The sequence below is a fragment of the Arthrobacter sp. NPDC093128 genome (assembly GCF_040683875.1).
In the GTDB taxonomy this organism is placed as follows: Bacteria; Actinomycetota; Actinomycetes; order Actinomycetales; family Micrococcaceae; genus Arthrobacter.
The window spans coordinates 151,272-170,989 of sequence record NZ_JBFBEY010000013.1 but is presented as its reverse complement, the minus strand read 5'-3'; the positions used below and the strand labels follow the sequence as shown (position 1 = coordinate 170,989).

Sequence of the window (19,718 nt, the reverse complement as noted above, 5' to 3'; positions counted from 1 at the left end):
GGTGGGCCTGCTGGTGGCTCTGGCGCTCGGCGCCGTTTACGTCGGGATCCGTTCGGTCCCTGACATCCGGCGTTACCTGAAAGCGCGGCGGATGTGACCGTCCTCGTGGCAGGCGTGGGCAACATTTTCCTGCACGACGACGGCTTCGGCCCGGAGGTGGCCCGCCGGCTGGCCGCTGACGCCGGCCGGGCAGCGCCGGGCGTTCTGGCCGTGGACTACGGGATCCGCGGCATGCACCTCGCCTACGATCTCCTGGCCGGTGTGGACGTCCTGGTGCTGGTGGACACTGTCCCTCCGGCCAGCCGGGAGGCCACGGCGCCGGGCAGCATCAGGGTGCTGCGGGTGCGCCGGGAGGACCTGGACGGCACCGCAGCCCTGGATCCGCACGGCATGGATCCCGTGGCAGTGCTGGGGCGCCTCCGCTCGCTCGGCGGCGAGCTGCCCGTGACCTATGTGGTGGGCTGCGTGCCCGCCGACGTCTCCGAGGGGATCGGCCTGAGCGCCGCCGTGGCGGCGGCGGTACCGCAGGCGACTGCCGCCGTCGTCGACCTGATTTCGGAACACAACCTCATGTCGGAACACAACCGTGTTCCGGAACGCCACCGGGAGTGAGCACCATGTGCCTAGGAATACCTGGTCAGGTCATCGAGCTGCTCGAGGGCTACGGGAACCAGCTCGCCCTGGTGGACGTGGCCGGTGTGCAGCGGAAAATCAACATCGGCCTGCTGGACGAGGGGCCGCTGGAGCCGGGCACGTGGGTCCTGATCCATATGGGGTTCGCCCTGGAGCGGGTCGATTCCGCGGGCGCGGACCGCGCAATGGACGGCCTGGAGCTGATGGGCCGGCCCAGGGACTTTGACGGCGACGCCGGCTGACGCCGATCGCAGCCGGCGCCGGCAAGCGGCCAACCACCACAACCAGAACAAGGAGGACACGATGTCACCGACGAATCCGTCCAACGACAGTGATGCGGCAGGTACTGCCCCGGGCACGGCCCGCGCTTTCGGGAGCGAGCCGCCGCTGAAGGAACCCGCGCAGCCCGGATCCGACGAAACCCCGGAAGACGCTGCGATGGCGCCCGAAGGCGTGGGAGAGAGCACAACGCGCCGGGGCGAAGACGTGGTCAAGGAGGAGGGGACGGAACCTGGCCGGGAAGAGACCGGACCGGACGCCACCCCTGCCGGGCGCCCCACCGGCGAATCCTCTCCGCGGGACGCCACCGGAGTCAAAGCCCCGGAGGACCCGGACACGGCCGCGCCGCAATCGCCGTAGCCTGCAACCGCCGAAGCCTGCAGTCAGCGGGGTTGCGGTCTGTCCTCAGCGCCGGGCGTCAGCCGTGGCGCCGGATCGAGGTCATTGACGCCCGGGCGTCAGCCGTGGCGTTCAAGGGCGATCGCTGCTCCGCGGTGTTCGACGCCGTTGTTGGCGATCCGGAGATGGCGCGCTGTGAAGTGCTGCAGCCGCTGCAGCTGCCGCGGGGAGAGCCGGTCGCACACCCAGTCCCAGTGCAGCGACACCACGTCACCTGCTGCGAGTGCATCCACAAAACCGGTCCCGTTCACGGCGTGCCTGGCCGTCTCCACCACGGGCTCGCCCACCGCCAGCGCGGCGCCGTCCCACACCAGCGGCCGGGACCGCACCACGGCTTCGTCGCCGGTGACCGCCAGCACCTCGCCCCACCGGATCCGGCACCGGTCCAGCACGTTCAGGGCCGTGGCGTGACGGCGGTCGTCGTGGAGCAGCCCCAGCCACGGGTAGATCTCAAAGACATGGAAGCTGTGGTGCGGAACCCCGCCGGCCAGGACGCCTTCGGCCAGGTGCGGGAACTGGCGTCCCGTGCGGGCCCGGAACCGGTCCTCCATGGAGTTGCCGATGTTGGTGATGCCCACCGTTTCCAGGAGGCTGTTTCCCACCCAGTACGCCTCCACCACGCGGGCGTCGAGGGGGTCGGTTATGCCGTTGGAGCCGGCAATAAGCTCCAGGTAGGGCCACGCGCCGGCGAAGCCCTTGGCCAGCTCGCGGAGTCCCTGGTCCGTCACACCGGACTGGCCGTAGTGCAGCAGCGCGTCACTGTCCGGAGGCCCGCAGCTGCCCCGGGAATTGGGCGGGTAGGCATACCGGACAAACAACTGGGCACCGTCGACAACCATCATCTGGCCACCTTCTGCAAAAGGTTCTTTGAACGTAGCACCGGCCCCCTGCGTCGACAAGGGGGCCGGCACTCCTTTGCCGTTGACAGCCTCGGCCTTCGGGCGGATCCTGTGAAGAACCTACGCACAGGGGGTCAATCCATGCGAGTCGACGACCTGAACCGCCGCACCGTGCTCCAGGTTATTGTGGCGGGCGGCTCGGCAGCCCTCCTCGCCGGATGCGGGGCCGCCGGCGCCCCGCCGGCTGCGTCCCCCGGAGCTTCCGGGAGCGGTTCCCCCGGCTCCGCCAGTGCAGGGCCCATCAGCATTACAGACCAGCGCGGCAAGACCCTCACGTTCGCCAAGCCGGTGACGAGGGTGGTGACCATTCCCATGCCGGCGGCTTCGCTGCTGGTGGCCGTGGACCGCAGCGCCGAGCACCTGAGCGCCATGCACAACGCATCATGGGTGGCGATGCGTGACGGCATCATGGGGACCATGTTCCCCCAGGCGCTGGAGCTGCCGCACGAAATCGCGACCCAGGACTTCACCCCCAATGTGGAGAGCGTGCGGGCCCTGGACCCCGACGTCGTGGTGCAGTGGTCCGACTCCCAGCTGGTCGAGCCCCTGGAGAATGCCGGCCTGACCGTGCTCGGACTCAAGAACACCGGCAGGCAGGAGGACGTGGACGCCTGGATCGCGATGTTCGCTGCGATGCTGGGCAAGCCGGAACGGGCCACCGAAATCAAGGAACACAGCGACAAGGAGCTCGCCGGGATTAAAGAGGCCGCGGCGGGGCGTGAATCCGCGCGACCCGGCATTCTGTACTTCAACCGGTTCACCGGCGGGCTGAAAGCCGCCGCCGCGAACACCTACAACGACTTCTACATCAAGCTGGTGGGCGGAACCAACCCTGCCACCGGCCCGGACCCGCTGCCCGGCACCGGAATGGTGGGCCTGGACGTGGAACAGGTCCTCAGCTGGGATCCAGAAGTCATCCTCCTGGGCAACTTCGACCAGGCAATGCCGCAGGACATCTACTCGGACCCGGTGTGGCGGAACATCTCGGCTGTCCGTTCGCGGCGCGTCTACAAAGTGCCGCTCGGAGGGTACCGCTGGGATCCGCCGGGCCAGGAATCGCCGCTCATGTGGCATTGGCTGTCCGATATCGCCTTCCCGCAGGAACACTCCGGGCTGCGCGGCAAAGCCAGCGAATACTTCCAGTTCCTCTACAACCACGAGCCCACCGACAAGGAGCTGGACAGGATTCTCTGGATCGCTGAGAACAGCGACTCCGCCAACTACCACCAATTCAATGCTGCATGAGGCCAGCTCAGCGCGACTGAACCGCCGTGGCCCGCCTGCCGGCCGGGCCGCACGGCGGCAGGGCCGCGGAAAAACCGCCGTTGTGGGGCCGATCGCCGTCGCCGCCGTGCTGCTGACCGCCGTCGGGCTCATGGCGCTGGCCGTGGGCCGCTTCAATGTTCCGCTCTGGCACGTTGTCCAGATCCTCACCGCGCAGCTGGTGCCGGTCCCCCTCGAGGCGAGCCAGACGGAACAGAACGTGGTCCTGCTGGTCCGGCTGCCGCGTATCCTGCTCGCCCTGCTGGTGGGCGGCGGGCTGGCCATCGGCGGCGCCGCCCTGCAGGCCATTTTCCGCAACCCGCTGGTCAGCCCGGAGATCATCGGAGTCTCCGCGGGAGCGTCCTTCGGCGGCGCCCTGGCCCTGCTGCTCGGGCTGGGATCCTTCCTGCTGGTCACGGGTTCGTTTCTCTTCGGCCTCGTGGCGCTCGGACTGCTGTTCCTGATTACCTCGGGCCGGGGCGGAACACCCATGCTGATGATCGTGCTCGGCGGCGTGGTCACGGGCTCGTTCTTCTCGGCCCTGGTGGCACTGGTGACCTACATCGCGGACCCCAACACCACCCTTCCGGCGATCGTCTTCTGGCTCCTCGGCAGCGTGGCCACGGCTACTTTCGCGAAGGTCGCGGTGGCGCTGATACCCGTGGTGGGCGGCGCCGTCGTGCTTCTGCTGCTGCGCTGGCGGATCAACGTGCTGTCCCTCGGCGACGAGGACGCGGCGGCGCTGGGCGTCAAACCCCGTCCGCTGCGGTGGGTGGTGCTGGTGGCGGTGGCACTCATTGTGGCCGGGGCGGTCGCAGTCAGCGGCGCGGTCAGCTGGGTCGGCCTGGTGGTACCGCACCTGGCGCGGATGTGGGTGGGTCCGGACCACCGTGTGCTGCTGCCCGTGTCCTTCCTCCTGGGCGGCGCCTACATTGTCCTGGTGGACACCGTGGCCCGCACCGCGACCGCCGGCGAGATCCCGCTCGGTGTCCTCACCGCCCTGATCGGCGCCCCCGTGTTCTTCCTGCTGCTGCGCCGGAACCGGGAGAGGATCTGGGAAAGTGCTTGAGCTCGACGGCGTGGGATTCGGCTACAGCCGGCAGGACTGGGTTTTCCGGGACGTCAGCTTCAGGGTCCTGCCTGGCAGCGCCACCGCGGTGCTGGGACCCAACGGAAGCGGCAAGACCACGCTGGTCCGCTGCGCGGCCGGGCTGCTGGAGCCTGCGGAAGGAACGGTCCGCCGGGCCGACGGCGCGGGGTACGTTCCTCAGGCCCACGGCAGTGCGTTCGGCTACAGCGCCCTGGACATGGTCCTGATGGGCCGGGCCCGGGAGGTCGGAATCTTCCGGACGCCGGGAGCCTCGGACCGGGCCGCTGCTTCGGAGGCGATGGAGCGGGTGGGCGTGGCCGGGCTACGCGACCGCCGCTTCCCCACCTTGAGCGGCGGCGAGCAGCAACTGGTCCTGATAGCACGGGCCATTGCCGCCGGCTGTCCCGTGCTGGTGCTGGACGAGCCCGCCACCGGCCTCGACCTCAAGAATCAGGTACGCGTCCTGTCCCTGCTGCGCGAGCTGATGTCCGGCGGCATGGCCCTGCTGCTCAGCACCCACCATCCCGACCATGCCCTGTACCTGGCGGACAGGGCAGTCCTCCTGGGCCGTGGCGGGGCACGGACCGGCCGGGCCGCGGACCTGCTCACCGACCACGCGCTTTCAGCGCTCTACGGGGTTCCGGTCCGGACGCTCCCCTATTCCGACGGCGGCACTCCCCGCCGTACCATCGTGGTGCCTTACGGAGGCGGCGTGGAGGAAGCCTGACCGCCCTCCGGACGCTCTCTCACTTCCTGCGCCCAAAACCCAAACGCTCTCTCACCTTTTGCGCCCCAAACCCCAGACGCTCTCTCACTTTTCGCGCCGGAAACCCATACGCGCTCTCATAGGTGAGAGCGCGTATGGGGAAAACACGCAGGAAGTGAGAGAGCGTCTGAGGAAAACACGCAGGAGGTGCGAGAGCGTATGGGGAAAACACGCAGGAAGTGAGAGAGCGTCGATGGTTGGACGCTGGAGGCTATCCCGTGTTGCGGAGGCCGGCGGCTACGCCGTTGACGGTGATGAGCATGGCCCGCTGGAGGCGCTCGCTGATCTCCGAATTGGTTACGCCCTCACCCTCGGCGCGGATGCGCCGCATGAGTTCCACCTGCAGGTAGCTGATGGGGTCCAGGTACTGGTCGCGGATCTCCAGGGACCGCTTCAGGGTGGGCTGCGCATCGAGGAGCACGTGCTCGCCGGTGAGGTTCTGGATCTCCGCGACGGTGAGGTCGTATTCGTCCCGGATGGCCCGGAACAGGTGGTGCAGCTCTTCGGGAACCAGGGTGGAGACGTAGTAGCCGGCAATGTCCATGTCCGTCTTGGCCAGCGTCATTTCCACGTTGGACACCACCGAGCGGAAGAAGTGCCAGCGGTCCATCATTTCCACGAGCTGTGCCGTGTTGCCGGCTTCCCGCGCGGCCTTCAGGCCGGAGCCAACGCCGAACCAGCCCGGCACGATCTGCCGCGACTGGGTCCAGCCGAACACCCACGGAATGGCGCGCAGGCCGCCCAGCCCTGCGCCGGAGTCCGGGCGCTTGGACGGACGCGAGCCGATGTTGAGGGATCCGAGCTGTTCCACCGGAGTGGACGCCAGGAAGTAGGCCGGCAAGTCCGGGTCGTCGATCAGCGAGCGGTAGCGGGCGAAGGCGGCGTCGGAGATGGTCTCCATGACGTGGCCGTAGCGCTCGCGCTCATCCTCGGACGTGCGCGGGGTGCGGTGCAGGGCGGAACCCTGCATCACGGCCGCGAGCGAAAGCTCGAGGTTTTCGCGTGCCAGCTCCGGCAACGAGTACTTGTCCGAGATGACTTCGCCCTGCTCGGTGAACTTGATTTCACCTTCGAGGACGCCGTTGGGCTGGGCCATGATGGCATCGTAGGTGGGCCCGCCGCCGCGGCCCACGGAACCGCCGCGGCCGTGGAACAGCCGCACCCGGACGCCATGCTTGGCCGCGATGTCCCGCAGCTTCCGCTGGGTCTTGTGGATTTCCCACTGGCTGGTCATCACACCGGATTCCTTGTTGGAGTCCGAGTAGCCGAGCATAATTTCCTGCACGTCGCCGCGGAGCCGGACCAGTTCCCGGTAGGACGGATCGGACAGCAACTGGTCGACGATCTCGGCGGATGCCCGCAGCTCCTCGACTGTTTCCAGCAGCGGGGCAAAGCCGATCTTGGCATACGGCGCTTCACCGAAGAGGCTGATGAGGCCGGCCTCGCGGGCCAGCACCGCGGCGGCCAGGACGTCGTCGGCACCGCGGGTCATCGAAATGATGTACGTCTCGATGACGTCCGGGCCATAGGTCTTAAGAGCCCGGCGGATCTCACGGAAGACGTCGTACGTGCCGTCAGCGACGCCGTCGAGCTTGATCGGGTGGCCGGACAGCGGACGGCGGGAGCCCAGCTCCGCGCCCAGCACCTCGAGGCGCTCGGCGCGGCTGAGTTCGGAATACTGCACCCCGGGGCCGCCGAGGCGGTCCATGAGCTGCCCGACGGCGTCATGGTGGTGGTCGGCGTGTTCGCGGATGTCCAGGGTGGCAAGGTGCAGGCCGAAGGAGGCGATGGCTCGGCGCACGCGGGCCAGGGCACCGTCGGCTGCCAGCCCGGCGTGGTGGTTGCGCAGGGACGTCTCCAGCAGGCCAAGCTCGGCGAGGAGCCCGGCAGTGGACGTGTAGTCGCGGCCCGGCTGGTGGGACGAGCCTGCTGCCACCCGCTTGGCCGTGTTGAGGAGCTTGGCCTTGATGCAGGTGAGCTTGAGCCGGTAGGGCTCCTGGGCGTTGAGTTCCAGCACCCGGCGGTCCAGGCCCGGAAGGTTCTTGAGGTCCGCGTCGATCGAGTCCAGCAGTTCCTGGTCCGCCCCGGCCAGCGCCGTGGAGTTGGAGAGGATGGAGATGAGCTCGTCGATCATCGCGATGCTGATGCGGACGGCGTGCTGGTTCTGGATCTGGAGGATCTCGCGGGTGACGGCTGCGGTGACGTTGGGGTTGCCGTCGCGGTCGCCACCGATCCAGGAACCGAAGCGGATGGGGGCCTTCTGCGACGGCAGGGTGACGCCGTGTTCGCCCAGCAGCGCGGACAGGTCCGACAGCATTTCGGGCATGGCATCGGTGAGGATGCTGTTGAGGTAGTAGATGGCGTTGCGGGCCTCATCCACCGGGGTGGGCCGGACCTGGCGGAGTTCGTCGGTCTGCCACATCTGGTCGATGACCTCGGCGAGCTGGCGGTCCTGGCGGCGGCGGGCCGAGGTGCCCTCCTCGGTGGAGACTGCCAGCACATCGGAAAGCCGGCGGATCTTGTCCAGCACCGAGCGGCGCGAGGCCTCCGTAGGGTGGGCCGTAAAAATCGGGCGGACGTCGAGTTCGTTGACCACTTGCTGAAGCACGGCCGGACCGGCCTGGCCGGAAATCTCCTCCACGGCCTTCGCCAGCCAGCCGTCCTTTTCCTGGCGGGTCCGCAGCCCGCGGACCCGGTGGACCTGCTCGGCGGCGTTGGCCAGGTGGAAGTAGAACGCAAAGGCACGGACCAGGTCGGTGGCCTGGTCAATGGGCAGGGAGCCGAGCAGCTCGCGGACCTGGGCAACGACGTCGTGCGAGCTCCAGGGGCCGGTGGCATCCGCGCCGCCGCGGGCAGCTTCCTTGGATTCCTTGGTCAGCAGCCGTACCTGCTCCACGAGGTTAAGGAGCTCGGGACCGTGCTGGCGGACCAGCGATTCGCCCAGCAGCGTGGAGACGCGCCGGACATCGGCCCGGAGTTCGGACGCAAGATCGGCGCTGGCGAGGTCTGCGCCTGCGAGATGGGTGCCTGGATTTACTGCAGTGTCAGCCATGGAAACTATCTTTCGAGGGTTCGGACTTGGCTCGTACACTGCGCTGGATACTGTGAGCCGGGTTACTTGTTCCTATGGGATATTACCCGGCCCCGTTGCGGCGTGGGAATCCGTCTCAGATAGTGTCCGTGCCCTTGACGTCGGCTGCCGCCCCTGTTTGAGTGGGCGCCGCAGCCGGAAATCCGGGCGCCGCATCCGGGCGGCGGGCCGCCCGGATGGTGATCTTTCCGGTGTAGGCCTCGTTGTGGTCAGGGCCCTTCCCGGACTGGGTGGACTCGTGCCGCCGCTGCTTCAGCTCTTCGCGGGCGGCGGCCGCCTCCTCACGGGTGGGGGCGCCGGTGGCGGGGTCGATCATGCCCAGCGCACTCCCCAGCGTTCCCGTGGCTCCCTTGGGGTTCCCGCCGCGCTTAAGGACGGACATCCCGGCCAGGGTGAACCCGGCAATGAGCGCCAGGCAAGCCAGGACGGTGAGGACCGCGTCCATGCCCGGCCGCCCTTTCAGCGGACGATCTTGAAATTGAAGTCGGGCGTGCCCAGGGCGCCCCATAGCCGGATCCAGACCGGCAGCATCATTTCAGGGCCCCGGGCAGTGGTGATATCGCCGAGGTCGATGATGTCCTGATGACCGAGGCTCTGCAGCAGGGACGTCACGGCTTTTTTCGCGTCGGCGTCGTTGCCCGAGACGAACACGGAGTGGTCTCCCCCGCCCACACGGCCGGGATTGACCATCAGCCCTGCATTCATGGTGTTGAGTGTCTTCACCACCTTGGCCTCCGGGAAAGCCTGCTGGATCTGCTCGCCGAGGCTGTCCGTGTTGACCGGGTTCAGCGACGGCGGGAAGCCCTGCGACGGATCGAGCGGGTTGGCGACGTCCATCAGGATCTTGCCTGACAGGTTTCGCGTTCCCGCCGCCGCCAGGGCGTCGAGGGAGCCCAGACCGTTGGTCATATTGACCACCAGCTCGGCTGCCGCGGCGGCTTCGGCATAGGCGGCGAGCGCCACGTCGACGTGCTGGGCACGCCACTGGGCAAACGGCGGAGTCCCCATGGCGTTAGGGTCCTGCCGGGCCAGCGTGGCCTGGGGATCGCGGCTCCCATTACCACTTCGTGCCCCAGTTTCGCCAGGGCCGCCGCAACCGTTCGACCGGAATAGCCGGTGCCGAAGACAGCTATTTTCATGACGGTCACTTCCGTAATCCGTTGGGTAGACAACTCTGTCTCACGCGTTCGCCTGGAACGTGTTTTGACGCTACCAGCTGGGCTGACGGGCGGCAATGGACCCGGAGTCCGGTGGCGCGCTCCGGACCTGAACGGAATGTTGCGGGACCTTATGCGGTTGTACCGTGGGCCGTACGCCATTGCCCTGGAGGACCCATGAACACCGCCCCTGATGCCCAGCTGGACCGCTGGAACCGCTTCCGCGCCAACCGCAACAAGGCGCTGGCCGGCGAGTACGGCTGGTTGACGCTCACGTCGTTCCAGTGGCTGGAAAGCCAGCCCGCCGCCGTCGACCTCGCCCCCGGGCTCTGGTCAACGGACGGCACGACGGCGTTCCTCACCGCCGGGGCGGCGGACGGGCTGACGCTGGTGGAAACCGGCGAAGCCGTGGACGGCACCATCTCGGCCGCGCTGGCAGACGAGGAGTCGCTCATGTGGGTCCAGTTCGGCGGCGCCGACGGGAAGCAGGTGGTGGTGGAACTCGCGATGCGGGCGGACAAGTACGCCATCCGCACCCGGGATTCGCAGTCGCCGGTGTTCACGGAGTTCGACGGCGTGCCCACCTTCGAATACCGACCTGACCTGGTGGTTGAGGCCAGCTTCCGTCCCTACCCCGAGCCGGTGGACGTTCCCATCGGAACCGCGAACCCGCTGGTGGACGGCGTGCATCGGTCCGTCGGCGACCTGGTCTTCCGCCTGCCCGGCAAGGACCACGAGTTCCACCTGCAGGCGGAGGAGGAGAAACTCGGCGCCCTCACTGTCACGTTCCACGACGAAACCAACGGCGACTCCACGGACGAGTGGCGGAAGGTGTCCACGGCCCGGCCCCGCCCGGACGGATCGGTGGTCCTGGACTTCAACCGCGCCATCAACTACCCGAGCGCCTTCACGCCGTACGGGACCTGCCCCATGCCCGTGAAGAACAACAGCCTGGACTACCGCATCGAGGCCGGCGAGAAGGACCCGATGATCGCCGGCTGAGCGCGAACGGACGCTTAGGGCCCTCGCCCGGAGCGCGGACTGGCAGCTATCCCCGCAAATTCACGTTTTGAGGTCATCTGCTGCCAGTTCGCGCCGGGTCCCGGCCGCGGAAGGCGCTCAGACGATCGCGGATACCCCGGTGACGGCGCGGCCGACGATCAGGGTGTTGATCTCGAACGAACCTTCATAGGTGTAGATGGCCTCGGCGTCGGCGAAGATCTTCGCCATCCGGTAGTCCGTGACGATCCCGTTGCCGCCCAGCATCGACCGCCCCATAGCCACCGTTTCGCGCATCCGGGCGCTCGTGTACGACTTCGCCAGCGCCACCTGCGCCATGTCCGCCGTACCGTCCTGCTGCAGCTGGGCGATCCGGACCATCATGCCCATGCTCGCGACGGCATTGCCGAGCATGGAGACCAGCTGCTGCTGGATGAGCTGGAATTTGGCCAGCGGGCGCCCGAACTGCTGACGTTCGACGGCGTGCTGCCGGGCGACGTCGAACGCCGCCAGCTGCTGGCCCACCGCCTGCCAGGCCACCAAGATCCGGGACCCGCGGAGCAGTTCGTTGGTGTCCTCGAAGCTCCCGATGCCGGCGAAACGGTCAGCCTCCGCCACCCGCACATCCCGGAAGACGATATCCGCGTTCTGCACCGTGCGCAGGGCAATCTTGTGTTCGATCCGGCTCCGACTGACGCCGGGGAGGGCCGCATCCACGATGAAACCCCGGACGGTGCCGTCGGCCTCGTCCCGCGCCCACACGAGCATGTAGTCGCAGAACGTCCCGTTGCCGATCCAGCGCTTGGCGCCGTTAAGGATCCAGTAATCGTCGGCTTCCCCGGTCAGGTCGGAAACCCGGCGTGCCCGCGTTTCCATCCCGCCGGCCACATCGGAGCCGTGTTCCGGTTCGGTGAGGGCGAAGGCGCCGGTGGTCCGGAGGTTGGCGGCGTCGTCGAGCAGCCGGACCTTCTGCTCCTCGGAGCCGAACCCGTAGAGCGACTCCACAAAGAGGTCGTGGTGCACCAGGAAAAAGGTGGCGATGGACGTGTCCACCCGCGTCATCTCGGCAATCACCAGGCCCGCGAACAGGTGGCTGTAACCGCGCTGGGCGGGAGCGCTGAGTTCGAGGGCCGCCAGTTTGGGCAGGATGTGGGCGGGAAACTCGGCGTTGTTCCACCACTCGGTGGCGAACGGCGCGATTTCGGCAGCCAGGAACTCCCTCAGCTCCGCCAGCTTCCGCTGTTCCTGTTCGCTGAGCAGCGATTCGAACCCGAAGAAATCGGCCGTGGGCAGTGCATCCACAGAGGTCACAGCCGGGGCCTGCTGCCCGGCGGCCGCCGCCGCCGTCACTTCGGTCCCATCCGGATGGCACCGTCGAGGCGGATGGTCTCGCCGTTGAGCATGGCGTTGTCCACGATGTGCGCGGCCAGGCTGGCGTATTCGGCCGGGCGGCCCAGCCGGGAGGGATGCGGCACCTGCCGGCCCAGCGAATCCTGGGCCTCCTGGGGCAGTCCTGCCATCATGGGCGTTTCGAAGATGCCCGGCGCGATGGTGACCACGCGGATCAGGGAACGGGCCAGCTCGCGGGCGATCGGCAGGGTCATGGCTGCCACGGCCCCCTTGGACGCGGCGTAGGCGGGCTGGCCGATCTGGCCGTCGAACGCGGCGACGGAGGCGGTGATGATGATGACGCCGCGCTCCGGTCCCCCGAGTTCGGTCACGGCGGGCTCGGTGGCGGCCATGGCGGCCGCGGCGAGCCGGATCACGTTGAAGGTGCCCACGAGGTTGATCTGGATGACGCGGTTGAAGGTGTCCAGCGGGAGCACGCCGTCGCGGCCCAGCACCTTCCCGGGGGTGGCGATGCCGGCGCAGTTCACCACGATGCGCAGCGGTCCAAGGGCAACCGCGGCGTCGACGGCTGCCTGCACCTGGTCCTCGCTGGTCACGTCCGCCGGGACGAAGACTGCGGACGGGGCGGCCGGCACGTTCAGCTCCGCGGCCCGGGCGTTCAGTTCGGCGGCAGCTGCCTCGCCCCGGGACGACGGCAGGTCCACCAGCACCACCGAGGCCCCGGCGGCGAACAGGCGCCCTGCTGTTGCGGCGCCCAGCCCGGAGGCCCCGCCCGTAATCAACGCGACAGTACCTTTGATGTCCATCCATCCTCCTTGATGTGGAACCCAACCCCGGCGTAACGCTAGTTAATGAATGTTAACTGGAATGGGGCCAAACCGCACGTTCGGACAGCAGCGGGCCGTCCCGGCACGGCACCCGGATAGGCTGGCACCATGACCTCCCCAGACGTCGCCGCACCCGCCGACTGGTCCGCCCGCGCCGACGAGGCCGCCCGGTCCGTGACCCGGATGTTCGGGCAGCGGCTGTTCTTCCTCCCGGGTACGCATATCGCGGCGATCGAACGGCCGTCCGGCCGGCTGAAGAACCTGCTCCGCCCCTGGCACTACTGGTGGCAGGCCCACTACGTGGACTGCCTGGTGGACGCCGGACGCCGCGAGCTCGCCCGCGGAGCCAGGTTCGACGGCGGGAACCGCCCCAGTGCCGGGCAGCTGGCGTCGCGGCTGGTCACCGGCATCCGGCTGCGCAATTTCCTGACCGTCGTCAACAACTACTACGACGACATGGCCTGGCTTGCACTGTCCACGCTCCGCCTGGAGAAGCTCGCTGAAGCGACGCGCAGGCCGGGCAGCCGCCGGCATGCACGGATCCGGAAGAGCCTCACGCTGCAGTTCGATTCGGCCTCCACGGATGACCTGGGCGGCGGCACGTTCTGGAGCACGAAACGGGACTTCAAGAACACACCGGCCACGGCACCGGTGGCGCTCTACTACGCCCGGACCGGGAACACGGCCAAGGCCCAGGCCCTGGTGGACTGGCTCCACGCCAAGCTGTTCGACCCCGCCCACGGCATGTACCAGGACGGGCTGCGGATCGGCAGCAACGGCGAAGTGGTGCTGGAAGCCGCCATCTACACCTACAACCAGGGCCCGGTCCTGGGCGCGCTGCTGGAACTCGGCGGCCAGCCGAACCTCGACCGGGCAGCCGGGCTGGTGGACGCCGTGGCCCGCCACCTGACGCGCCCCGCCACCCTGGCATCCGGCCGGACTGCACCAGTGCTCCGCTGCGACGGAACGGGCGACGGCGGCCTGTTCACCGGGATCCTGACCCGGTACCTTGCGCTGGCCGCAACGGACGGACGGCTTCCCGACCGGACGCGGGCCATAGCGGCCGCCCTGGTCATCGACACGGCACAGGCGCTCTGGGAGGGCCGCCGCGCCGTGGACCCGGCGGAGCCGCTGGCCCGTCAGGGGGCGCTGCTGGTGTTTTCGGTGTTCCCCGAGACGCCGGCGAGCCGGGCATATCCGGCGGGTGCCGCCGTCGAACTTTCCACCCAGCTGCAGGCGTGGATGGTGCTGGAGGCCGCCGCCACCGTTGGGGATGCACCCCACGACCCGGCGCCCCGCACGAATGGCCGCACGAATTAAGTCACGTAAAAGTTCTGTAATTGATGTGATCCTGCTCACTTAAGCCTGCTCCGGCTTGGTCCCTTAGGTTTGGCTAACCTACAGTTTTGGCAGTGAGCATGCCCTAACTTCCCCCTCACACGGGCTCCGGTCCACCAGACTTTTTTCCAGAAAGAAGCCCCCATGAAGATCCGCACCAACGCGCTGGCGGGAATCGCACTCGCCGCCACTGCCGCCCTCGGCCTGGCCGCCTGCGGCTCCGGAAGCTCCACCCCCGCAGCGAGCACCGCTGCGGCCGACGGCAAGGCTTCCGGCGAGATCACGGTCTACAACGCCCAGCACGAAAGCCTGACCAAGGAATGGGTGGACGCGTTCACCGCGGAGACCGGCGTCAAGGTCACCCTTCGCCAGGGCGACGACACCGAAATGTCCAACCAGATCATCCAGGAAGGCGCTGCCTCACCCGCCGACGTGTTCCTGACGGAAAACTCACCCGCAATGGCGCAGGTTGAGAACGCCGGACTCTTCGCGGACGTGGACAAGGGCACCGTCGACCAGGTGCCTGCCGAATTCCGCCCCTCCACCAACAAGTGGACCGGCATCGCGGCCCGCTCCACGGTCCTGGTCTACGACAAGGCCAAGCTGAGCGAAGACAAGCTGCCCAAGTCGATGCTGGACCTGGCCAAGCCGGAGTGGAAGGGCAAGTGGGCGGCTTCACCGTCCGGCGCAGACTTCCAGGCGATCGTTTCCGCACTGCTTGAGCTCAAGGGCGAAGCCGCCACGGACGAATGGCTCAAGGGCATGAAGGAGAACTTCAAGGCCTACAAGGGCAACAGCACGGCCATGAAGGCTGTCAACGCCGGCGAAGTCGACGCCGCGCTGATTTACCACTACTACTACTACGGCGACCAGGCCAAGACCGGCGAAAACTCGAAGAATGTCACGCCGTACTTCTTCAAGAACCAGGATCCGGGCGCGTTCGTGTCCGTCTCCGGCGGCGGTGTGCTGAAGTCCTCCAAAAACGCTGCGGCTGCCCAGGCGTTCCTGAAGTTCATCACCGGCAAGAAGGGCCAGGAAGTCCTCCAGAAGGGCACCTCCTTCGAATACGCCATTGCCTCCGAGGTCCCGGCCAACGAAAAGCTGGTTCCGATCAAGGACCTGCAGGCCCCCACCGTGGATCCGGCCAAGCTGAATTCCCAGAAGGTCTCCGAAATGATGACCAAGGCAGGACTCCTGTAACTCGGTGCCAAATGGAAACACTGTGCTCAATGGAAAAACTGTGCCAATTGACCTAGCGGCGCCGGAAACTTCCGGAAGCACGACGACGGCGGGTAGGGGCAAGCGCCCCCGCCCGCCTTTCGGCGTTTCCGCGGTAGCCGTCATTGCTGTCCTCATTGCCCTGTTTTCCCTGATCCCCCTGGGCTACGTCATCGTGATGACGGCCGCCACCGGGTGGGACGCCGCCGTCGGACTCATCTTCCGCGAACGGGTTGGCGAGCTGCTCCTCAACACGCTCCTGCTGATGGCGATCACCGTGCCCCTGTGTGTGGCGCTGGGCGTGGGGGGCGCCTGGCTGGTGGAGCGGACCGGGCTGCGCGGACACAAGTGGTGGGCTGTGCTGCTGGCCGCCCCGCTGGCCATCCCCGCCTTCGTGAACAGCTACGCCTGGGTCTCCGCCATACCTTCGCTGGGCGGCCTGTGGTCCGGCGTCCTGATCGCCACGCTGTCCTACTTTCCGCTGGTGTACATCCCGGCGGCCGCCACCCTCGGCAGGCTCGACCCCGCCATCGAGCAGTCCGCGGCGTCGCTGGGCCTGGGCGCCTGGCGCACCTTCTTCCGCGTGGTCCTCCCCCAGCTCCGCATCGCCATGACCGGCGGCGCCCTGCTGGTGGCGCTGCACCTGCTGGCCGAATACGGCGCGTTTGCGATGATTCGTTTCGATACCTTCACCACCGCGATCATGGTTCAGTACCAGTCCACGTTCAACGGCACCGCCGGGAACATGCTGGCCAGCGTGCTGGTGTTCTTCTGCCTGATCCTGCTGGTGGTGGAGGTGCGCGGCAGGGGCACCGCCCGCTACGCACGGGTGGGATCCGGAGCACAGGCCAGGGCGCTCCGCCTGCCCCTGCATGCCTACCAGGCCCCGGCGCAGCTCTTCCTGGCCGGTCTCACCGCCCTGGCGTTCGGACTTCCGCTGACGTTCGTGCTCCGCTGGATCTTCGCGGGCGGAGCGGACATCTGGGCGACGGACGAATTCCTCCCCGCACTGCTGCAGACCCTGGGCTACGGGCTGACCGGGGCCCTGGCTACCACCGTGGTGGCTTTCCCCATGGCATACCTTGCCGTGCGGCACCCGAGCTGGTTCAGCAAGGCACTGGAACTGTCCAACTACGTCACCAGCTCCATGCCGGGCATCGTGGTGGGCCTGGCCTTCGTCACCGTGAGCATCCGGGTGGCCCCGGGGTTCTACCAGACAACTGTGCTGCTCATCGCGGCCTACGTGCTGCTGTTCCTGCCCCGGGCGCTGGTCAATATCCGCGCCGGGCTGGCGCAAGCCCCCAAGGAACTCGACGAGGCCGCACAGGCGCTGGGGAAGCCGCCGCTGCTGGCCTTCATCCGGGTGACGCTGCGCCTCACCGCCCCGGCCGCGGCCGGCGGGGCCGCACTGGTGTTCCTGGCCATCGTCAACGAACTCACGGCAACGCTGCTGCTCTCCCCGAACGGAACGCGCACCCTCGCCACCGAATTCTGGAGCAAAAGCAGCGAGATCGACTACGCCGGCGCCGCGCCGTACGCGCTGCTGATGATCTTGATCTCCGCCCCCATGACCTACCTTCTCTTCCAGCAGTCCAAGAAAGTGGCCGGACAGTGACCGATTCCTACACAGCCCGTGACGCCCCCTCCCGGCTTCCGGAACCGCGGATAGCCCCGTCCGTGGCGCCCAGCACAAACAGCCACCTCGGGATCGAGGCCGTCACCAAGAACTTCGGTTCTCAGGCGGTCCTCAAGGGCGTCAACCTGTCCGTGGCCAAGGGCGGGACCACCGCGATCGTGGGCCCGTCAGGCTCAGGCAAAACCACGCTGCTGCGCCTGATCGCCGGCTTCGAACATCCCGACACCGGCAGCATCTCGCTCAACGGCGCCACCGTGGCCGGCGACGGTTCCTGGGTGCCGGCGCACAAACGCCACGTAGGTTACGTTGCGCAGGACGGCGCCCTCTTCCCCCACCTGACCGTGGGCCAGAACATCTCCTTCGGCCTCAGTGCCGGCAAGTTGTCCGGCGGACGGCGGGAGGTTGCCGCCCGGGTCAGCGAACTCCTGGAAATGGTGTCGCTGGATCCGTCCATGGCCAAGCGCCGGCCGCACCAGCTCTCCGGCGGGCAGCAGCAGCGCGTGGCGCTGGCCCGCGCCCTGGCCCGCGAACCGGAGCTCATGTTGCTGGACGAGCCGTTTTCCGCTCTTGACGCCGGCCTCCGCGTGGCCACCCGCCGGGCGGTGGCCAAGGTCCTCAACGAAGCCGGCGTGACCACCATCCTGGTCACACATGACCAGGCCGAGGCTCTCTCCTTCGCGGACCAGGTGGCCGTGATGCGCGGCGGCAGGCTGGCCCAGATCGGCAACCCGTTTGTGGTCTACACACGCCCCGCGGACCGCGCCACCGCGGAATTCCTGGGCGACGCCGTCATCCTGGACGCCTGGATGGAAGGCTCACTGGCAACGTGTTCGCTCGGCGGCATTCCGGTGCGCAGGCCTCCGGCCCAGGGCCGCGTGCAGCTCATGCTGCGTCCCGAGCAGATCCGCATCGCCGAGGACGGGCCCATCCGCGGCGTGGTGGTGGATACGGACTACTTCGGCCCGGAAACCACCGTGCGCCTCAAGCTGGCCGTGCCGCCGGAACTCGCAGCCGGCGCCATCCCGGACCACCGTTTTCCCGGCGGCGGCGAAGTGATCACCATCCGGCACTGGAACGCCTCCATCGCGCGGCCGGGCATGGAGCTCTGCCTGCGTGTGGTGGGCGAGGCCGTGGCCTTCCCGATGGACGCGAACGGGCAGGACTGACGCACGGGCGCCGGGCGCCGCGGTGCCCGGCAGCGGGCGCCTATGCGCCGTGCGACCCGGCTAGTCCGCGGGGCGCTTCTTCTGCGGGTACGGGGTTTCGCCGCGCGCCAGCATCTCCACGAACCCCTTGATCTTGCGCTCCCGGGTGGCTGCCTGCTTGACCGAGTTCGTCCGGTAGATCAGGGCGTAGCGGTTCACCGACGTCAGCACGTCGAACATGGCCTGCGCCCGCGGTTCGGCCGCAATGGCGGCCGCCAGGTCCTCCGGCAGTTCCGCGGATGCCTGTCCGGAGTACGCAGCCTCCCAGCGGCCGTCCCCCTTGGCGGCGTCGACGGCGGCGCGGCCCGCCGCTGTCATCCTGCCGGCGGCCTCAAGCTTTTCGATGCGGTCCACGTTCCGTGCCGACCAGACACTCTTGGGCCCGCGGCGGGTCATCCGCTGGAAGGAGCTTTCGTCGTCGCGCCGTTTGCCCTGGCCGTCGATCCAACCGAAGCACAGCGCCTCCTGCAACGCGGCTTCGTAGTCCAGTTCGGTGGTGTTGCCGCCCTTCTTGTGCAGCACCAGCCACACGCCCGGGCTGGTGGCATGGTGCTGTTCCAGCCAGGTGCGCCATTCGGCGGCATCCTTCAGCAGAAGTTCCTCGAGTTCAATGGCCATGGCACCATTCTGCTCCACGGGACTCCTCATTCAAGGCGTGGCATCATGGCCATGGCACCATTCTGCTCCACGGGACTCCTCATTCAAGGCGTGGCATCATGGCCATGTCACCAACAATTCTTCAGCCTTCACCCCGGGAGATCCAATGCTGCGTGTCCGCCCCATCCATTTCACCTCGCGCCTGGACCAGTGGGAGCGGCTGCTCACCGACCTGGGAATGATCCGGACCGTCGATGACGGTTCCTGGAAGGAGTACGACGCCGGATCCGGCCGGCTGGCGCTGCACGCCGCCGAGGCCGGCTCCGCAGGGGACGGGACGACGGCGTTCGGCGTCGAAGTGGGTGACCTCGCCGAGTTCGCCCGGCGCACCAACGAGTCCGGAGTGGAAGACGGGACGTCGCCGGCCGAGCTGACCACGGCAGACCACGGCGACACCTGCCGGATCACGGGCGAAGACGGTTTCAGTTTTTTCGCGGACAAAGCCGCCCACAGCACCCAGAGCGCGGACGCCGATCCGGCGCTCGCCGTCGTCGAGGTCTGGTTCACTCCGGACGCCGCGGCCGCCGCACAGACCCTGCGCAGGATGGGCGCCAGGCTCCGGCCGGTCCCGGATGACGACGAAACCGCTGACTTCACCGCAAAGAACGGGGGCGTGCTGATGGTGCGCCCCGGAAACGGCAACGCCCGGTCCGGCCTGGGCTTTGAGTACACCGGCGACCTGTCCGCCCTGCGGGACCGGCTGGCTGCTGCGGGCCACCAGGTCACTATGACGGAAGAGGCCTTCGGACGGACCCTGCACGTGGCCAACCCCGACGAGGTGGGCGCCGACGCCCCGGCGCTCTGGGTTTCAGCCCGGCACTGAGGGGCCTGTTGTCGGCGCCGGGGCCGCGAACCGACCGTCCTGGCCAGGATCGCGGCAGGGGAACCAATCGAATCCGTCCCCGCCGTGT

Annotated in this window: 19 protein-coding genes; 12 read left to right on the top strand and 7 right to left on the bottom strand. The window is 68.0% G+C overall.

Features of this window, described 5'->3' with window-relative positions; translation table 11 throughout:
• Nucleotides 1-93 precede the first annotated feature (93 nt).
• From AB0N24_RS16755 to AB0N24_RS16745, 3 genes are all read left to right on the top strand, one after another.
• Nucleotides 94-612: a hydrogenase maturation protease gene (locus AB0N24_RS16755; protein ID WP_364126529.1), complete on the top strand. Its 519-nt coding sequence runs from the start codon at nt 94-96 to the stop codon at nt 610-612.
• 5 nt (nt 613-617) lie between these two features.
• Complete coding sequence (locus AB0N24_RS16750; protein WP_364126526.1) at nt 618-875, top strand: HypC/HybG/HupF family hydrogenase formation chaperone; 258 nt, start codon at nt 618-620, stop codon at nt 873-875.
• A 61-nt stretch (nt 876-936) separates the two neighbouring features.
• Entirely contained in the window at nt 937-1,272 is a 336-nt protein-coding gene (locus tag AB0N24_RS16745) for a hypothetical protein (RefSeq protein WP_364126523.1), read from the top strand.
• A gap of 98 nt (nt 1,273-1,370) precedes the next feature.
• On the opposite strand, the gene AB0N24_RS16740 is transcribed toward AB0N24_RS16745, so the two are convergent.
• Nucleotides 1,371-2,153: a DUF6390 family protein gene (locus AB0N24_RS16740; protein ID WP_364126520.1), complete on the bottom strand. Its 783-nt coding sequence runs from the start codon at nt 2,151-2,153 to the stop codon at nt 1,371-1,373.
• A gap of 138 nt (nt 2,154-2,291) precedes the next feature.
• Between AB0N24_RS16740 and AB0N24_RS16735 the strand changes: the two genes are divergently transcribed.
• Genes AB0N24_RS16735 through AB0N24_RS16725 form a run of 3 tightly spaced genes read left to right on the top strand, consistent with a single transcriptional unit; the run spans nt 2,292 to nt 5,290 of the window.
• Nucleotides 2,292-3,455 carry an ABC transporter substrate-binding protein gene (locus AB0N24_RS16735; RefSeq protein ID WP_364126517.1) on the top strand — a complete coding sequence of 388 codons (1,164 nt, stop codon included), beginning with the start codon at nt 2,292-2,294 and terminating at the stop codon, nt 3,453-3,455.
• Nucleotides 3,445-4,542 carry an iron ABC transporter permease gene (locus tag AB0N24_RS16730; protein ID WP_364126515.1) on the top strand — a complete coding sequence of 366 codons (1,098 nt, stop codon included), beginning with the start codon at nt 3,445-3,447 and terminating at the stop codon, nt 4,540-4,542. Before AB0N24_RS16735 ends, AB0N24_RS16730 begins: the two co-directional genes overlap by 11 nt.
• On the top strand, nt 4,535-5,290 hold the full coding sequence (locus tag AB0N24_RS16725; protein WP_364126513.1) for an ABC transporter ATP-binding protein: 756 nt from the start codon (nt 4,535-4,537) through the stop codon (nt 5,288-5,290). The genes AB0N24_RS16730 and AB0N24_RS16725 overlap by 8 nt, the downstream gene beginning before the upstream one ends.
• A gap of 250 nt (nt 5,291-5,540) precedes the next feature.
• On the opposite strand, the gene ppc is transcribed toward AB0N24_RS16725, so the two are convergent.
• From ppc to AB0N24_RS16710, 3 genes are all read right to left on the bottom strand, one after another.
• Nucleotides 5,541-8,381 (bottom strand): phosphoenolpyruvate carboxylase, encoded by a 2,841-nt coding sequence (ppc, locus tag AB0N24_RS16720; RefSeq protein WP_364126510.1) that lies wholly within the window; start codon nt 8,379-8,381, stop codon nt 5,541-5,543.
• Between the two features lie 115 nt (nt 8,382-8,496).
• Nucleotides 8,497-8,865 (bottom strand): hypothetical protein, encoded by a 369-nt coding sequence (locus tag AB0N24_RS16715; protein WP_364126508.1) that lies wholly within the window; start codon nt 8,863-8,865, stop codon nt 8,497-8,499.
• A 14-nt stretch (nt 8,866-8,879) separates the two neighbouring features.
• A complete protein-coding gene (locus tag AB0N24_RS16710) occupies nt 8,880-9,428 on the bottom strand; it encodes an NADP oxidoreductase (protein WP_364126505.1) in 549 nt (182 codons plus the stop codon).
• 326 nt (nt 9,429-9,754) lie between these two features.
• Here AB0N24_RS16710 and AB0N24_RS16705 point away from each other — a divergent pair, with 326 nt between their 5' ends.
• Entirely contained in the window at nt 9,755-10,579 is an 825-nt protein-coding gene (locus AB0N24_RS16705) for a DUF1684 domain-containing protein (protein WP_364126503.1), read from the top strand.
• Between the two features lie 117 nt (nt 10,580-10,696).
• Here AB0N24_RS16705 and AB0N24_RS16700 read toward each other — a convergent pair whose 3' ends face one another.
• Together AB0N24_RS16700 and AB0N24_RS16695 are read right to left on the bottom strand one after the other, a co-directional pair.
• Nucleotides 10,697-11,887, bottom strand: coding sequence for an acyl-CoA dehydrogenase family protein (locus tag AB0N24_RS16700; protein ID WP_364126582.1), 1,191 nt, complete (start codon nt 11,885-11,887; stop codon nt 10,697-10,699).
• Between the two features lie 35 nt (nt 11,888-11,922).
• Nucleotides 11,923-12,732, bottom strand: a complete 810-nt coding sequence (locus AB0N24_RS16695) for an SDR family NAD(P)-dependent oxidoreductase (protein WP_364126501.1) — start codon at nt 12,730-12,732, stop codon at nt 11,923-11,925.
• A gap of 129 nt (nt 12,733-12,861) precedes the next feature.
• Between AB0N24_RS16695 and AB0N24_RS16690 the strand changes: the two genes are divergently transcribed.
• The 4 genes from AB0N24_RS16690 (at nt 12,862) to AB0N24_RS16675 (ending at nt 18,111) form a co-directional block, all read left to right on the top strand.
• The gene (locus AB0N24_RS16690) at nt 12,862-14,073 is read left to right on the top strand and encodes a glycoside hydrolase family 76 protein (RefSeq protein ID WP_364126498.1); all 1,212 of its coding nucleotides are present in this window, start codon (nt 12,862-12,864) and stop codon (nt 14,071-14,073) included.
• A 162-nt stretch (nt 14,074-14,235) separates the two neighbouring features.
• Nucleotides 14,236-15,291: an iron ABC transporter substrate-binding protein gene (locus AB0N24_RS16685; protein WP_364126495.1), complete on the top strand. Its 1,056-nt coding sequence runs from the start codon at nt 14,236-14,238 to the stop codon at nt 15,289-15,291.
• A 40-nt stretch (nt 15,292-15,331) separates the two neighbouring features.
• Nucleotides 15,332-16,924: an iron ABC transporter permease gene (locus tag AB0N24_RS16680; RefSeq protein WP_364126492.1), complete on the top strand. Its 1,593-nt coding sequence runs from the start codon at nt 15,332-15,334 to the stop codon at nt 16,922-16,924.
• A complete protein-coding gene (locus AB0N24_RS16675) occupies nt 16,921-18,111 on the top strand; it encodes an ABC transporter ATP-binding protein (protein WP_364126489.1) in 1,191 nt (396 codons plus the stop codon). The genes AB0N24_RS16680 and AB0N24_RS16675 overlap by 4 nt, the downstream gene beginning before the upstream one ends.
• 60 nt (nt 18,112-18,171) lie before the next feature.
• Here AB0N24_RS16675 and AB0N24_RS16670 read toward each other — a convergent pair whose 3' ends face one another.
• The gene (locus tag AB0N24_RS16670) at nt 18,172-18,768 is read right to left on the bottom strand and encodes a YdeI/OmpD-associated family protein (RefSeq protein ID WP_364126486.1); all 597 of its coding nucleotides are present in this window, start codon (nt 18,766-18,768) and stop codon (nt 18,172-18,174) included.
• Nucleotides 18,769-18,913: 145 nt separating this feature from the next.
• Here AB0N24_RS16670 and AB0N24_RS16665 point away from each other — a divergent pair, with 145 nt between their 5' ends.
• Nucleotides 18,914-19,630: a VOC family protein gene (locus tag AB0N24_RS16665; protein ID WP_364126483.1), complete on the top strand. Its 717-nt coding sequence runs from the start codon at nt 18,914-18,916 to the stop codon at nt 19,628-19,630.
• Nucleotides 19,631-19,718 lie beyond the last annotated feature (88 nt).

Excerpts from the sequence above, each read along its gene's own strand:
- AB0N24_RS16685 (WP_364126495.1), top strand. The coding sequence starts at position 14,236 with ATGAAGATCCGCACCAACGCGCTGGCGGGAATCGCACTCGCCGCCACT.
- AB0N24_RS16715 (WP_364126508.1), bottom strand. The coding sequence starts at position 8,865 with ATGGACGCGGTCCTCACCGTCCTGGCTTGCCTGGCGCTCATTGCCGGG.
- AB0N24_RS16690 (WP_364126498.1), top strand. The coding sequence starts at position 12,862 with ATGACCTCCCCAGACGTCGCCGCACCCGCCGACTGGTCCGCCCGCGCC.
- AB0N24_RS16740 (WP_364126520.1), bottom strand. The coding sequence starts at position 2,153 with ATGATGGTTGTCGACGGTGCCCAGTTGTTTGTCCGGTATGCCTACCCG.
- AB0N24_RS16735 (WP_364126517.1), top strand. The coding sequence starts at position 2,292 with ATGCGAGTCGACGACCTGAACCGCCGCACCGTGCTCCAGGTTATTGTG.
- AB0N24_RS16705 (WP_364126503.1), top strand. The coding sequence starts at position 9,755 with ATGAACACCGCCCCTGATGCCCAGCTGGACCGCTGGAACCGCTTCCGC.
- AB0N24_RS16710 (WP_364126505.1), bottom strand. The coding sequence starts at position 9,428 with ATGGGGACTCCGCCGTTTGCCCAGTGGCGTGCCCAGCACGTCGACGTG.
- AB0N24_RS16750 (WP_364126526.1), top strand. The coding sequence starts at position 618 with ATGTGCCTAGGAATACCTGGTCAGGTCATCGAGCTGCTCGAGGGCTAC.
- ppc (WP_364126510.1), bottom strand. The coding sequence starts at position 8,381 with ATGGCTGACACTGCAGTAAATCCAGGCACCCATCTCGCAGGCGCAGAC.
- AB0N24_RS16670 (WP_364126486.1), bottom strand. The coding sequence starts at position 18,768 with ATGGCCATTGAACTCGAGGAACTTCTGCTGAAGGATGCCGCCGAATGG.
- AB0N24_RS16695 (WP_364126501.1), bottom strand. The coding sequence starts at position 12,732 with ATGGACATCAAAGGTACTGTCGCGTTGATTACGGGCGGGGCCTCCGGG.
- AB0N24_RS16730 (WP_364126515.1), top strand. The coding sequence starts at position 3,445 with ATGCTGCATGAGGCCAGCTCAGCGCGACTGAACCGCCGTGGCCCGCCT.
- AB0N24_RS16745 (WP_364126523.1), top strand. The coding sequence starts at position 937 with ATGTCACCGACGAATCCGTCCAACGACAGTGATGCGGCAGGTACTGCC.
- AB0N24_RS16665 (WP_364126483.1), top strand. The coding sequence starts at position 18,914 with ATGCTGCGTGTCCGCCCCATCCATTTCACCTCGCGCCTGGACCAGTGG.